The following is a 14,189-nucleotide window of genomic DNA, read 5'->3' as shown; positions in this document are numbered from 1 at the left end:
AGGCGGGAGCAGCTTTCAAGCGGAGAGGGACTTGGGCTGGCTTGGCTCTCCCTTCGCTCTACACATCCTTTGGGCTTGGTCAAAGCCGACAATAGTCGCGTATCTGATCGTGTTGATGGGAGGCTGCCGGCGCCAATGGCTCAGTGTGTCATGTCGATGACCTTTTCCAAGCCAAGAGCCCGACGAAAGGCAAGGTCGTGCGAAACGCACAGAATAGCGCCGTCATAATCGATCAGCGCCCGTTCGAGCAGTTCGATCGCATAGATGTCGAGATGGTTGGTCGGCTCGTCCAGGATCAGCAATTTGGGTGGTTCCGGCGCGCTAAAGAGACAGGCAAATGCGAGCCGCACTCGCTCTCCCCCTGATAAGGTCTGAACCTCGCGCTGGCCCCACTCAGATCGGAAGCCGTATTGTGCAAGGGCTGCGTGGGCCGACTGCCTGTCGAGAGCCGGATTGTGCCTTCTGATCGCCTCCAGTGCGGTCTCGGTTTGCTTCAGAAGCGAAAGATGCTGATCGAGGACAGCAATTGCGTCCCGATCGCAATCCAACGAGCCCGCGCTCGGCGTAATTTCACCCGAAATGATACGCAATAGGGATGTCTTGCCGCTGCCATTTGGGCCGTTGAGCGCGATGCGCTCCGGGCCGGTGATGCGCAGATCAAGTGGGCCAAACACATGTTGTCCGGAAAACTTGCAGCAGATGGCCGACGCATCCAGCAGCACGTGGCCATTCAATAGCCGAGAACTCGGCAGCTCTATACGAACTGGAACCACGCGTTCGACCTGCGCGGCTGCCTTGGAGACTGCCTCGATTCTATCCTCGACCTGCTCCTTGCCGGTTGCGAGGTTGCGCGCCGATGTCTTCTCGGCGCGGCCCTTCTGGACATTGATTTCGAGCTTTGAATCATCGCGGCGGGCGGCTCCTTGCCTCCCCTGCCTGCTGCGCTGAGCCTGTCGTTCGGTGCGGGCTTGCTGGGCCGCGCGAGCCTGGCTTGCATCGCGCTCGGCCTGGTCCAGCGCGTCTTTCGCTTGCTCTCTGATCGCATCACGCTGAGCCTTGAAAGTCGACCAGCCTCCGCTGACGCTCAAGGCACCGGCAGGAGACAGCTCGATAATGCGATCCATGCCTTCGAGCAGTTCGCGATCATGGCTGGCAACGAGCACCGGACCGTCCCAATCCTTCAAAAGTTTCGCGACCATCGTACGCCCCTCGTCGTCGAGGTCATTGGTGGGCTCATCGAGCAACAGGATGTCAGGCCGTGCGATCTGCAAGCCTGCGATCTTCACACGGCATTGCTGGCCTCCACTCAGACTATGTGCAGGACGTTCGAGCGCGATATCAGGCAATCCCACCTGCGAGAGCGCATGTTCAAGGCGTGAAGGAAGGTCCCAATCGGCATCTTCAAGGTCGGTGCCTTGCGCCTCTCCTCGTTCGATCCGGGCAAGGATTGATAGCTGGCACTCAACGCCCAAAGCCTCAGCAACGCTGACGCCCTTTTCCAATGCCCCTTGCTTCATGAGACCAATCGTGCCGTCAGCCGTGACGAAGCCGGAAACCAAGCCGCTACCTGTGGCTATGGCAGTCAGCAGAGTGCTTTTCCCGCATCCATTGCGGCCGAACAGTCCAACAGCCTCGTGCGAGATCGTCTCGGAAAGCGGCGGGAAGAGTGGATTGAGAGGGTCGGCGCCAACGCAAACGCCGTTGAGATGAATATGAGACATGAGAACATCCGAGCAAAAGTTGTCTGTACGACGAACGATCAGCTTAGTTGTTCATGCGATTTCACTCCGTTTGCGTTGCGTGTCGACTAGCTGCGTCCTTGGCCGAATTCAAGTTAGCGCGAACGCGTGGCTCGGGCCGTCTCCCGAAAACAGGCCGCTGCAAAGAAATTCAATTCGTATGGCACTTTATCGCAATCATGTCCGAGATTGCATTACCCTTGGTCCCCCCAACGCAGCGAAAAGTCAGGAACAGCAAAGGGTTGTCGCCGTTGTGTATGTGAGCGCCATCCCCCTCGGCCTCGCAACTCAAGGGATACCCATGTCAGTCCAAGCCAGCGGGCAAATCGCAATGCCAAATAATCCGCCAGTCAACATTCCAGTACGCAGCCACGGCACTTTGCCGAACGCCAATGGCTCGGCTAGCGAAAAGCCACGCAACCCATGGCCGGAAGCGAAATCGAAGCGCAAGAAATCGGTTTCTACGCGCTCCTTCAAGAAGCAGATGGTGGAAGCTCAGGTGCCGCTCAAGCGCTTTGCTGTGCGTCTCTGCAAGAGGGAAGATCTGGCAGAGGATTTGATGCAGGAAACGCTTATGAAAGCGTGGGCGGCGCGCAATCAGTTCAAACCAGGCAGCAACTTTCTGAGCTGGGCATTCACGATCCTTCGCAATACGTGGCTGAATCAGATCCGGCGCAACAAAAAGTTCGTGGGTGAATACGATGAGCGGGCAGCTGAGAACATTCTTTCGATGCCCGCATCGCAAAATGCGTCAATGGCATTGGCCGACCTGCAACGCGCAATGTCCGAGTTGCCTACCGATCAGCTTGAAGCCGTGATGCTGGTCGGGCCGGGTGACCACACCTATGAGGAAGCTGCAGAGATCCTCGGTTGCGCTCCGGGTACAGTGAAGAGCCGCGTATCGCGTGCACGGTCGGTTCTCGGTGACATCATCGAGGATGGTAAGCTCAAAATGCCGATCGAAAACACCGAGGATACGACCGAAATCGCCGAGGTCTTCGTCGAGGCCATCGAGACAATCGAGCAGGGCGGAAACATCGAGGATGTCATCAACCTCAAGCGGTGAGGCTATCTCTCATTGAACGAATAGAAATTAAAACGCCGCGCTCCAATTGATGGGGCGCGGCGCTTCTCTTTTTTTTGAGCGAGTCCTTCGTGTCAGGCGGTCTGCAGACCAGTGCGTGGACCGAATACCAGCCACAGGATCACGCCGATCACAGGCAGCGCGAAGATGACAATGGTCCACACCAGCTTTGCGGCGATAGAAGCGCCCGAGTTCCAGACGCTGAAGAGCGCCCAGATGTTGAGTACGAGGACAAGAAGGCCAATGAGTCCATAATCCAAGGTGAATTCTCTGTTCTTTGGCTAGGGGGAAGCGCGCAGCATTGGTGCGGCAGCGCTATGTCTCGGCTCAGTCGATGCCCAACAAGCGTTCTACGAAGTTCGGCTCGTGAAGCGGCTGAATCCGACCGTATTTCCTCAACCTTGTGCTTGCATCGCGATGGGGACGAGGATGGCTCCAACGGTCTGGTTTGCTGGAGTAGATTGGGGCCGAAGTCATGTGCGTTTCCTTCCTAGTTTCGACTAGGCCAAACACTTGGGATCGCGCTCGCACGGGCTCCGTTTCAGAGAGCCAAGGAGGGCAAGTGAGTGACCCTGTGGGTTCTGACTGAAATAGGATTGGGGACGTTCTTCGTTCCATTTTTTCAGATACGTGATCGACTTTCGGATTGAAGCACGAGAGCTTGGGCGACGCCGTTCAAGTCACCGTCAAACCCGAAAGCTGCAACATCTTTCATGGGTTGAGCCAGCGTTGATTTGACCCGTTGATCTGGCCTCTGCAAAAGAACTTAGTTCTGGCTGCCCATTCTAAAGGGGATTCCCACTCGCATGACCGCTTGGCGCTTCGCGATAGATCGTGGCGGCACTTTCACTGACGTCGTCGCGTTGACGCCTGACGGTCGGTTGGTGACCGACAAGCTGCTGTCGGAGAACGCCGATCACTATCCTGACGCGGCCAGTGAGGCGGTCCGCAGGTTGATGCTCGAGCACGGCGCTGGGCCTATCGCTGAGCTTCGGATCGGGACAACGGTTGCGACAAATGCACTGTTGGAGCGCAAGGGCGAACGGCTGGCATTGGCGATCACCAAGGGTTTCGCAGACGCGCTTCGGATCGGGACACAAGCGCGGCCTGAGATTTTCGCTCGTCACATCGTGCTGCCAGAGCAATTGTCACAGGCCGTGATTGAGATTGACGAGCGCGTTGCTGTTGACGGCGAAGTTCTGAGTACACTGGACGAGGAAAATGCGCGAAACCAATTCGCCAAGCTGCGCGAGGAAGGTTTCGACGCGATTGCAATCGTCTTGCTTCACGGATGGAAGTATCGCGATCACGAGATACGACTTTCCGAGATCGCTCGCAAACAGGGCTTCTCACAGATTTCAACCAGCCACGAAGTCGCTCCGCTCATAAAGCTCGTCCCGCGCGGCGATACTACGGTCGTCGACGCTTACCTTTCGCCGGTCCTGAGGCGCTACACTGACACGCTGCAGGCAGAACTGCCCGGCGCAGACAGGCTTCGTTTCATGCAATCGAACGGAGGGCTGGCAGAGGTCGGTGCTTTTCGGGGCAAGGATGCAATTCTTTCCGGGCCCGCTGGCGGAGTTGTCGGCATGGTGGCTGCGTCCCAGCCTCTGGGGCACAACAAGCTGATCGGTTTTGACATGGGCGGGACCAGCACTGACGTCGCCCACTATGCCGGTGAGTACGAGCTGACCGGCGACAGTGTGGTCGCAGGGGTTCGAGTTGCCGCGCCGATGATGCAGATCCACACAGTCGCTGCGGGAGGCGGTTCAATCTGCAGCTTCGATGGTGCGCGTTTTCGCGTCGGTCCTGAAAGCGCTGGGGCCGATCCGGGCCCCGCGTGCTATCGCAAGGGCGGTCCGCTGACCCTCACAGACTGCAATCTTGCCCTGGGCAGGATCGACCCTGCTTTCTTCCCAAGCGTTTTCGGTCCCGGCGGCAACGAACCGCTCGACCCGGTGGCAGCAAGAACAGCTCTCGAAGACATCGCGGCTTCAATGCCTGAGCCTCAATCGATCGAGGATATCGCAGAAGGTTTTCTCGCTATCGCGGTCGACAATATGGCCAACGCAATTCGCAAGATTTCGGTCGCTCGCGGGCATGATGTGACGACGTATGCCTTGGCCTGCTTCGGAGGGGCGGGAGGACAGCATGCCTGCAAGGTCGCAGATGAACTCGGCATGGAAACGGTGCTCGTCCATCCGCTTGCCGGAATCCTGTCTGCATTCGGGATTGGCATTGCGCCCGTGAAGGCAATTCGTGAGGTCAGCCTTGTGAAACCGCTTGGCGAGGATTTTGCTGAGCAATTGGCTGAACTTGAGACTGAGGCCCGCGATGCGTTGCTTTCTCAGGATATCGAAGAGCCTGCGATCACTTTGGAACAGAGGGCGCGCCTGCGTTTCGAAGGCAGCGATTCCATGCTCACTGTTTCTTGTGAGGATGTGTCAGCGATGGATGCGGGCTTTCGCAAGCTTCATCGTCAGCGCTTTGGCTATTCCGACGACACCGCTCAGATCATCGTCGAAGCGTTGAGCGTCGAGGCAAGCGGCGTGTCAGGGGGGCTTGGAGCGGCTGTCGCTGAACCGGTCGCTGCCAGCGGCACAGCTTCGGGGACGTGGCGGACAGTTGAGCGTGCTGCGCTAGGCGTTGACGATACGGTTGATGGGCCGGCGCTGATCATCGATCCGGGTTCGACAACGGTTGTTGAGGAGGGATGGCAGGCGCGTCTCTCCGAGGATGGAAGCCTTGTCCTTTCGCGCGTGTCACCACTTGAGCGCGAGCACGCAGCCGGGACTGCGAAAGACGCCGCGGTCGATCCGGTTCGGCTCGAAATCTTCAACAATCTCTTCATGGCGATCGCCGAAGAGATGGGTGTGGTCCTGCAGTCCACTGCGACCTCGGTCAACATCAAGGAGCGCCTCGATTTCTCTTGTGCGCTGTTCGATGCCGAAGGTGCCTTGATCGCCAATGCGCCGCATATTCCGGTCCATCTGGGAAGCATGGGTGACAGCATCGCGCGCGTGATCGAGGCGCGCGGGCAATCGCGCGACGGACGCGGTTTCAAGCGCGGCGATGCTTATGTCCTGAACGATCCCTATCGCGGAGGCACGCACCTGCCCGACATCACGGTCATTGTGCCAGTGTTCTACGGTGCGGGTGACGAGCCCGATGCCTTCGTGGCCGCACGCGGGCACCATTCTGACATTGGCGGGATCGCGCCCGGATCCATGCCTCCGGAGAGCCGAACGATCGAGGAAGAAGGCGTCATGATCGACAACCTCCTCATGGTCGACGAAGGCACATTCCGCGAAGAAGAGGTGCGCATGGTGCTCGCAAGCGCGAAGTATCCCGCGCGCAATCCCGATCGCAACTTATCGGATCTCCGCGCGCAGCTGGCTGCGTGTACGCGCGGGTCGGAACTGTTGTCCGCAGCTGCCAATGATCAAGGTGCGCAGGTCGTTGCAGCTTACATGGGTCACGTGATTGCCAATGCAGAGGAAAGCGTGAGGCGATTACTCGATAGGCTTGAGGATGGGCACTTCCGCTATCCGATGGACAATGGCGCCGCGATCGAGGTGGCGATCCGGATCGACCGCGAGGCTCGCTCCGCTGTCTTCGACTTCACCGGGACATCCGATCAGCTACCCGATAATTTCAACGCGCCTCGCTCAATCACTCGTGCTGCAGCGCTTTATGTACTGCGCACCCTTATCGACGACACAATTCCGATGAATGACGGTTGTTTGAGACCGGTCGACCTGGTCGTCCCCGAGGGCTCGATGCTGAATCCACAGCCGGGGGCAGCCGTGGTTGCAGGCAATGTCGAGACGAGCCAGGCTGTCACCGATGCCCTGTTCGCGGCCACGGGCAAGCTTGCTGCGAGCCAGGGCACGATGAACAACTTCACATTCGGGAATGCGCAGCACCAATATTACGAGACGATTTGCGGGGGCTCTGGCGCGGGGCCAGACCATGACGGCACAAGCGCCGTACAGACGCACATGACTAACAGCCGCCTGACCGATCCCGAGATTCTCGAAAGCCGATTGCCAGTGCGGCTCGACCGCTTCTCCATTCGAACGGGTTCGGGAGGGACGGGTAAGCATTGCGGCGGTGACGGCGTAGAGCGGCGCGTAACCTTCTTGGAAGCCATGCGCGCCAACATGCTCGCCAATCGGCGGGCGGTGCCGCCGCGCGGCATTTGCGGGGGAGGGGATGCGCAGCCGGGGCGAAATTGGGTTGAACGGGTCGACGGGACCCGCGAGGAGTTGTCAGCAACCGGTTCGGCGCAGATGGAGCGAGGGGATGCCTTTGTGATCCAGACGCCCGGCGGGGGCGGCTTCGGGGAGCTTGTCGAGTGAACTATTGGCCCTTGCTGGGCATCGCGCTGGTCGTGATCGGCTTCGCGTTACGCTTTAATCCGCTTCTCGTGGTCGTAGGGGCTGCGGTGACAACTGGGCTGCTCGCTGGCCTCGATATTGTCGCTGTGGTCGAAGCGCTGGGGAAGGCGTTCAACGACAATCGCTATATCTCGGTCACATGGATCATTCTCCCCGTAATCGGATTGTTGGAGCGACATGGCTTGCAGCAGCGCGCACGGGCCGTAATCGAAAGTGTGCGCGGGGCAACGATGGGCAAGTTGCTCACGATCTATCTCGGCTTTCGCCAGATAACCGCAGCTCTTGGAATGAAGGATATCGGCGGACACCCACAGGCCGTACGTCCGCTAGTGGCCCCCATGGCAGAAGCAGCCGCTGAAAAGTCGCACGGTGATCTGAGCGAGGATGATCGCCAGAAAGTCCTCGCGATGTCGGCTGCGACAGACAATGTCGGCTTGTTCTTCGGCGAAGATATCTTCTTCGCAATCGCCTCTATCCTGCTGATCCAAGGGGTTTTTGAAAGCTATGGATACCCGCTGACACCGCTCGAGTTGTCAGTTTGGGCCATACCGACCGCGATATGCGCGTTCTTCATTCACTCATGGCGGATCAGGGCGCTTGACCGGCGGCTAGGGAGGGTGCGCACATGATTACCTACGAATGGCTCTACTGGCTTGCAGGTACGTTCTTTGCCGTGTGGGCGTTCCTAAGCCTGAAGGATGGTCGCTATGGCAACGCAGCGTTCTGGGGCCTTCTTTCGGTGAGCTTCTTCGCCGGAAGCCACCTGAGCGACTTTGCCAACGGGGTTTTGGTGCTTGCCCTTGTCGCGATTGCAGGAACGGGGCGATTATCACGCAGTGCGCCCGAGACCACTTCTCAGACTGAACGTGAGGAATATTCAGTAAGGCTCGGAAACAGATTGTTTATTCCGGCACTGATCGTTCCCGTTACAGCTGTCGCAGGCACTCTGCTCTACAATTACACACCTCTGTCGGCGACAGGCCTGTTCGAAGCTCGGCGCGAGACCTTGATCCTCTTCGGCATTGGCGTGGTCATCGCACTCATCGCCGCAATGATCTGGCTCAGAGCCCCCCTTGCGGCCCCGGCAGAGGAGGGGCGCAGATTGCTCGATTCCATCGGATGGGCTGCGATCCTTCCACAGATGCTCGCAGCCTTGGGGGCTGTGTTTGCGCTTGCAGGAGTGGGCGAGATCATCGGCGGATTTGCAGGCGGCGCGATCCCGGAGGGCAGCATCTTTTTGACAGTGGTCGTGTTCGCGCTTGGGATGGCGCTCTTCACGATGATCATGGGCAACGCCTTTGCGGCCTTTCCGGTCATGGCCGCAGCGATCGGAATCCCGCTCCTCGTCGAAGGCTATGGGGGCGATCCTGCGGTTATCGGTGCGGTTGGAATGCTGGCGGGGTTCTGCGGAACCTTGCTCACCCCGATGGCGGCGAACTTCAATATCGTTCCAGCGGCTCTGCTTGAACTGAAAGACCAGAACGCGGTCATTCGTCAGCAGATCGGCACCGCGATACCGTTATGGGTCTGCAACGTCATAATCATCTACGTGGGAGCCTTCCTGCTGTGGAACTGACCGAAGCGATAGCCCGCCAATTTGCCCGCATCGCCCTTGGCCACGTGGGGCAGGAATATCCCAACAAGCTCGATCATGTGATGGATGGGGACGGCGATGCTCGCACGCCGCGCGATCTCCACCCTGTATTCTTCGGCAGTTTCGATTGGCATTCCTGCGTCCATTCATGGTGGACGCTACTCACCTTGAGGCGGCTCTTTCCTGATATGCCGGAGGCGCGCGAAATCGAGGCTCTGGCCGACGCAACCTTTACCGAAGAAAAGCTCTCCGTTGAGCTCGCTTATCTTGATCGACCGAGCTCGCGCGGGTTTGAGCGGCCATATGGCTGGGGCTGGCTTCTGTACCTTCATCTCGAAGCGGAGCGACACACAGATCGGCCCTGGGGCGGCAGGCTGTCAGGACTGGCAAATGCGTTTGCAGCGCGCTTCGATGATTACCTCCCATTGCTGACATACCCGATAACTGTCGGGACGCATGCCAACACGGCCTTTTCCTTACTGCTCGCTAGGGAATGGGCAAGCGACCGCGAGCAGGAATTGCTCTCACTGATTGATAAGTGGTCGGTACATGCATTTGAAAAACGGACAGATTATAGTGGGTGGGAGCCTGGCGGAGATGAATTCCTTTCGCCGGTCCTGACCGCTGCACTTCTGATGAGCCGCGTAATGCCTTCCAGTGAATTTGCCGGTTGGCTGGATCGGCTTGTGCTAGAAAACGGATGGATTGAGCGCGAATGCCATCCAGTCACGGTTTCCGATCGAAGTGACGGAAAAATCGCTCATCTCGATGGGCTCAATCTGAGCCGGGCATGGTGCCTTCTCGGTCTGGCCAAAGCGCTGGGCGAGGGGGCGCCGCCTATTCTGCGCGAACTGGCGCGCGAGCATATGGACGCGGCGATGCCGCATGTGTCGGGCGACTATATGGGCGAACACTGGCTTGCGAGTTTTGCGCTCCTCGCTCTGCTTGAGGCCCGCTAGCCCGAAGGGATCAGGGTTATCTCTGTCTGCCGCCCATCGAGGAAGCGAACGCTCTCGCCGTCAAAATAGGCATCTTCCTCGGTCCTGTAATCAACCCTTTGTCCGCCCCACTCAGGAACTTGGGCGTAAGAAGTGAGCTCGATCGACCACGCAGTGTTCGGATGGATGGTGTAATCTCCGCGCGGGTCGCCGTTCTGGTTGTCCCAGAAGCCAATCGCGGTCCCTGCGCCGTGCCCGTGATATCCGATTGGATGCGTATAGATGGATGGATCCAGCCCCTCGTTGATCGCCTCAGCGCGAGCCCTCGCAAGAACCTCATTGCCCGAAAGGCCGACCTTGAAATGCGAGCGCAAAATGTCCTGCACTCGGTTGCTGTTAGCAAGGCCCTTGCGAAGACCCGCGGGCGCCTGTGTCTCGTCGGGCTTGAGGACGTAAGCCAGGTGCTGCGTGTCGGTGTTGAGGCGCAGATAGGTGATGCCGAAATCGGTCCAGAGCAGATCGCCAGGCTCGATGACAACCTCGCCGCGCAGCATGCCTTCTTCGCCCTCGCGCTGGATCGCAACCGATGGATGGAACCATGGTGTAAGGCCAAGCTCAAGCAAGCGATCGCGATACCACCATCGAACGTCGTCGGCGGTCGTAACGCCGGGTGTAATGACCTCGCGGGAAAAAGCCTGGGCAATCAAGGCGTGCGCTGTGTGAACAATGCCGGGATAGATTTCCATCTCGGACGGAATGCGCGTCTCCAGCCAGCGCACCGCTAACGTTTCTCCGGACATCACGCGGTCATGAAGTTTGCCGGGTAATGCACTCATAAATAGACGATATTGGCTGAGTGTCATGCCATCGCCGAAAGCGCTCAAGTCCGAGTAATTGAGCGCGATCGTGTCTGGATCGCGCTCCTCGATGATGTCGGCAACCGCTTGCCATTGGTCTGGTTGTTCTTTTGGTATCCACGAAGGATTGAACAATCCACCAAGCCCGTAACGGCTCACCGTCAGGCGCTCGATGGGTTGGCCTTCGCCCGGATCGTGGAAAATCAGGATTGTACGGCGCCGCGCTGCCATGCTCTGAGCATCGAGCATGGTCGCAATGACGGGCTCCTCGAAGTACTCGCGCGCCATCAGTAGCCAGAGATCCACGCCTTGCTCCCGCATGATTTGCGGGATCACCGTGTCTAGGCGTTCGGCAAGAATGCGATCTATGACTTCGGAGCGTTCACGAGCGGAGAGAAGTTCGGGCAACTGCGGGGCTGCTTGCTCAGTTTCGCTCATCTCGACTGCGTTGCTGGCCTTCGCGGGGGCTGAAGCGAAAGCAGCCAGGGCGACTGCGCTAACGAGCGACTTCCCCGATGTGATGAGCCTATTCTGCATGTTGCCTAAAAATCCCTCTCACTCATTTCGCAAGAAGCTATGCGGACATCGCGGAGACCCTGTCAAATCCGCAATGGCGAGTAGTTCATTGGGCTTTGGCAAAAAGGCTGATGAAGTGGCGCGTGGTTAATCATGAGGATTGCCGCCCCTTACCAATTGGTCAGCATGCCGTAGCGTAAGCAATTAGCCGCTTTGCAAAAAACCTCGGCAATCTGGCGGAAATCTAGGATTTTTGAGCGGTTTGCTAACGGCTTGATAACCATTCCTTCGTATTCGCCCTAGCCATGAATACGCAGACAATCATCAAACCGCTCTTGGCCACAAGCATCGTGGCTGCGTTTACCATTTCGTCTCCTGCGCTCGCTGAAGGTGTCAGCGCGGGTACGTTGATCGAGAACACCGCAAGCGCGACTTACGAGGACGGCGAGGGCACCAAGACGGTGGACTCGAACACCGTGCAGGTGCGCGTGGACGAGTTGCTCGACGTGACCGTCACCTCTCTCGACAGCGGCGCCGTGGGCGCTTCGCCCGGCGAAGCCGTGCTCACGTTCGAGGTCACAAACCAAGGCAACGGACCCGAAGCCTTCGTGCTGACGGCAAACCCGGTTGTGACCGGCAATGATTTTGAAACAGTGGTCGAAACCATTGCTGTCGATACGAACGGCAACGGCACCTACGATCCTGGCGTTGACGAAATCCTGACGGCTCCTGAAACCACGGCAGAACTTGCCGCAGACGAGGCAATCACGGTTTTCGTGATCGTGACCGTTCCCGATGGCGTCGCCGACACCGAAGAAAGCAATGTCGAACTGACCGCAGAGGCCGTCACCGGCACGGGCGCTCCGGGCACGAGCTTCGATGGACAGGGCGTCAATGGTGGCGACGCGATCGTCGGTGCAACCGGAGCGGACGACACCGCAACCGGTTCGCTCATCGCGGGGATCACCACGGTCGACCTCGACAAGGCCGTGAGCCTTGTTGACCCGTTCGGCGGTGACAGCGCGGTGCCAGGCACTGTCGCGACCTTCACGATCACTGCCGTTGTCTCTGGAAGCGGATCGGTCGACGCGCTGGTCGTCACCGACATCATTCCTGACGGCACGACTTACGCAGACGGAACGCTCGCGCTCGACGGAGACGCTCTCACTGACGCAGCCGGCGATGACGCGGGCGAGGCCTCGGACGCGGATGGGATCACTGTCGATCTCGGCACCGTCGCTGGGGGCGCAATTCACCAGATCACGTTCGACGTAACGATCGACTGATTCAACTTAGGGTTGAGGAAACAGAGCAATGAAAAACATCACCAAAATGGTCGCCGCTCTCCTGGCTTTTGCCGCAGTTCCTGCGGCGGGATCTGCGGTAGCGCAGAGCCAGAGCCCGATCACGCTTAGCGGCGATGTGAAAGCTGTCGAAACTTCGGTTGACGCAGCTGGCAACACCGTCACTCGCCTGGTCGAGCCGGACGTCATCGTCCCCGGCGACCGTCTGATTTTCACCACCGACTACGCCAACAATGGCGCTGAAGCGGTTGATAACTTCGTCGTGACCAACGCTGTCCCTGATGCCGTTCGTCTCGCTGGCGACGCCGACCCTGCGCTTATCATATCGGTCGATGGCGGCGAGACTTGGGGAGCGCTCAGCGCACTGACGGTCGCAGGCGAGAACGGGACCATGCGCGCTGCCGCTCATGCAGACGTGACTCATGTGCGCTGGACGCTTGAAAGCGTTGCTCCGGGTGACAACGGCCGGGTCGAATACCCCGCCATCATCCGCTGACGCGCGACATTCAGTTTCTTCCGTCGGGAAACGGAAGATAGCCGCCACGTCCCGCGGGCGGCGTGAATGTCGCGGGGCACACGCAAAGGACCACAACCATGAAAAGAAGCACCCAGCTGCTGGGGGCTGTAAGCGCATCGGCGCTTATTGCCATGTCCAGTACACCGGCCCTGGCGGTCGGAACTAATGCTGGCAACAGCATTACCAACAACGTCACGGTGACGTTTGAAGTCGGCGACGAGCCGCAAACCGAAGTCACCGCCAGCGACACCTTCACGGTCGACCGCCGGATTGACGTCAATGTCAACTTCAACGGCGTTTCGCCGACCTCGGTTTCACCGGGTGAGGATGACGTCGTTCTTGCGTTCGATGTGACCAACCTGTCGAACGCTACGGTCGACCTCGACCTCTCCGCCATTCTGACCGGCGGCACAGGCGATGCGGGCGACATCTCGGCATTCGAAATCTACATCGACGCCGATGGCGATGGTCAGCTCGACGCAGACGAGATCACTGCTGGCACCGTAACCTTCCTTGATGAGGTTGCCGCAGACGATGGCAGCGGTACCGAGACCATCTCGGTTCTCGTCGTAACTGACATCTCGCTCGATGCGATCAACACGAACACCTTTGATGTTGCTCTCGTTGCCGATGCTCACGAAGCTGGCACTGCCGGCGCGCTTGGCGCGAACATCGATAACGATGATGGCGCCAACACAGATGGCATCGACACTGTCCTTGCCGATGGCAATGGTGGAACGGGCGAAGAGATCGACGGCGATGGCGCATTCTCTGACGAGGCACAGATCCTGGTCGCAGGGGCGAACATCACTGTCGTCAAGTCGAGCTCGATCATCAGCGATCCGGTCAACAACACGACCAATCCCAAGGCAATTCCCGGTGCCGTGATCCAGTATTGCATCGCGGTTTCGAACGCCTCGGGTGCTGCGACTGCTTCGGCAGTCAACGTGGCCGATGACCTGCCTGCGGACGTGACGTTCACCGAGAACGATTTTGGCATCTTCGTGAACGCGACAGCAACGGTCGACGACCAGGGCACCGCGAGCACGGCTGATGACGTTGCAACCTGCACGGTCCCCAGCGGCACCGACGGCGAAGCAACCGGGGATGCGACCTTCACCGCGACCGGCGGTACTGGCGGTCTCGACCTGATCTCGGGCGACCTGCTCGATATCGCAGCTGGCGAAACGCGTGCCGTCTATTTCCGTGTGACGATCAACTAAGATCGACCCGGAAATCT

The 14,189-nt window shown here is 58.9% G+C and carries 11 protein-coding genes; 8 read left to right on the top strand and 3 right to left on the bottom strand.

Translation table 11 applies throughout. The features are described 5' to 3' along the window. Positions 1–140: 140 nt before the first annotated feature. Positions 141–1,721 carry an ABC-F family ATP-binding cassette domain-containing protein gene (locus tag AC0V6T_RS08140; protein WP_486125896.1) on the bottom strand — a complete coding sequence of 527 codons (1,581 nt, stop codon included), beginning with the start codon at positions 1,719–1,721 and terminating at the stop codon, positions 141–143. Here AC0V6T_RS08140 and AC0V6T_RS08135 point away from each other — a divergent pair. Continuing rightward, positions 1,720–2,805, top strand: coding sequence for a sigma-70 family RNA polymerase sigma factor (locus AC0V6T_RS08135; protein ID WP_486125894.1), 1,086 nt, complete (start codon positions 1,720–1,722; stop codon positions 2,803–2,805). The genes AC0V6T_RS08140 and AC0V6T_RS08135 overlap by 2 nt on opposite strands. 92 nt (positions 2,806–2,897) lie before the next feature. Here AC0V6T_RS08135 and AC0V6T_RS08130 read toward each other — a convergent pair whose 3' ends face one another. Further along, positions 2,898–3,083, bottom strand: coding sequence for a PLDc N-terminal domain-containing protein (locus tag AC0V6T_RS08130; protein ID WP_486125892.1), 186 nt, complete (start codon positions 3,081–3,083; stop codon positions 2,898–2,900). A 546-nt stretch (positions 3,084–3,629) separates the two neighbouring features. Here AC0V6T_RS08130 and AC0V6T_RS08125 point away from each other — a divergent pair. Genes AC0V6T_RS08125 through AC0V6T_RS08110 form a run of 4 tightly spaced genes read left to right on the top strand, consistent with a single transcriptional unit; the run spans position 3,630 to position 9,776 of the window. Next, complete coding sequence (locus AC0V6T_RS08125; protein WP_486125890.1) at positions 3,630–7,184, top strand: hydantoinase B/oxoprolinase family protein; 3,555 nt, start codon at positions 3,630–3,632, stop codon at positions 7,182–7,184. Then, positions 7,181–7,852 carry a DUF969 domain-containing protein gene (locus AC0V6T_RS08120; RefSeq protein ID WP_486125888.1) on the top strand — a complete coding sequence of 224 codons (672 nt, stop codon included), beginning with the start codon at positions 7,181–7,183 and terminating at the stop codon, positions 7,850–7,852. The genes AC0V6T_RS08125 and AC0V6T_RS08120 overlap by 4 nt, the downstream gene beginning before the upstream one ends. Beyond that, positions 7,849–8,799: a DUF979 domain-containing protein gene (locus tag AC0V6T_RS08115; RefSeq protein ID WP_486125886.1), complete on the top strand. Its 951-nt coding sequence runs from the start codon at positions 7,849–7,851 to the stop codon at positions 8,797–8,799. Before AC0V6T_RS08120 ends, AC0V6T_RS08115 begins: the two co-directional genes overlap by 4 nt. Continuing rightward, a complete protein-coding gene (locus AC0V6T_RS08110) occupies positions 8,790–9,776 on the top strand; it encodes a DUF2891 domain-containing protein (RefSeq protein ID WP_486125884.1) in 987 nt (328 codons plus the stop codon). Before AC0V6T_RS08115 ends, AC0V6T_RS08110 begins: the two co-directional genes overlap by 10 nt. Here AC0V6T_RS08110 and AC0V6T_RS08105 read toward each other — a convergent pair. Further along, positions 9,773–11,050 carry a M24 family metallopeptidase gene (locus AC0V6T_RS08105; protein WP_486125882.1) on the bottom strand — a complete coding sequence of 426 codons (1,278 nt, stop codon included), beginning with the start codon at positions 11,048–11,050 and terminating at the stop codon, positions 9,773–9,775. The two genes, AC0V6T_RS08110 and AC0V6T_RS08105, sit on opposite strands and share 4 nt — an antisense overlap. Positions 11,051–11,433: 383 nt before the next feature. Between AC0V6T_RS08105 and AC0V6T_RS08100 the strand changes: the two genes are divergently transcribed. The 3 genes from AC0V6T_RS08100 (at position 11,434) to AC0V6T_RS08090 (ending at position 14,172) form a co-directional block, all read left to right on the top strand. Beyond that, positions 11,434–12,414 (top strand): hypothetical protein, encoded by a 981-nt coding sequence (locus AC0V6T_RS08100; protein ID WP_486125880.1) that lies wholly within the window; start codon positions 11,434–11,436, stop codon positions 12,412–12,414. A gap of 28 nt (positions 12,415–12,442) precedes the next feature. Further along, positions 12,443–12,928: a hypothetical protein gene (locus AC0V6T_RS08095; protein ID WP_486125878.1), complete on the top strand. Its 486-nt coding sequence runs from the start codon at positions 12,443–12,445 to the stop codon at positions 12,926–12,928. A gap of 98 nt (positions 12,929–13,026) precedes the next feature. After that, positions 13,027–14,172 (top strand): hypothetical protein, encoded by a 1,146-nt coding sequence (locus AC0V6T_RS08090; RefSeq protein WP_486125876.1) that lies wholly within the window; start codon positions 13,027–13,029, stop codon positions 14,170–14,172. Positions 14,173–14,189: the final 17 nt, after the last annotated feature.

This window comes from Erythrobacter sp. S158 (assembly GCF_057364915.1).
The sequence above is the reverse complement of the archived record's forward strand: the minus strand, read 5'-3'. Positions and strand labels throughout refer to the sequence as shown.

Coding starts and splice junctions, on each gene's coding strand:
- AC0V6T_RS08125 (WP_486125890.1), top strand. CDS start 3,630: ATGACCGCTTGGCGCTTCGCGATAGATCGTGGCGGCACTTTCACTGAC.
- AC0V6T_RS08095 (WP_486125878.1), top strand. CDS start 12,443: ATGAAAAACATCACCAAAATGGTCGCCGCTCTCCTGGCTTTTGCCGCA.
- AC0V6T_RS08140 (WP_486125896.1), bottom strand. CDS start 1,721: ATGTCTCATATTCATCTCAACGGCGTTTGCGTTGGCGCCGACCCTCTC.
- AC0V6T_RS08100 (WP_486125880.1), top strand. CDS start 11,434: ATGAATACGCAGACAATCATCAAACCGCTCTTGGCCACAAGCATCGTG.
- AC0V6T_RS08135 (WP_486125894.1), top strand. CDS start 1,720: ATGAGAACATCCGAGCAAAAGTTGTCTGTACGACGAACGATCAGCTTA.
- AC0V6T_RS08115 (WP_486125886.1), top strand. CDS start 7,849: ATGATTACCTACGAATGGCTCTACTGGCTTGCAGGTACGTTCTTTGCC.
- AC0V6T_RS08090 (WP_486125876.1), top strand. CDS start 13,027: ATGAAAAGAAGCACCCAGCTGCTGGGGGCTGTAAGCGCATCGGCGCTT.
- AC0V6T_RS08105 (WP_486125882.1), bottom strand. CDS start 11,050: ATGAGCGAAACTGAGCAAGCAGCCCCGCAGTTGCCCGAACTTCTCTCC.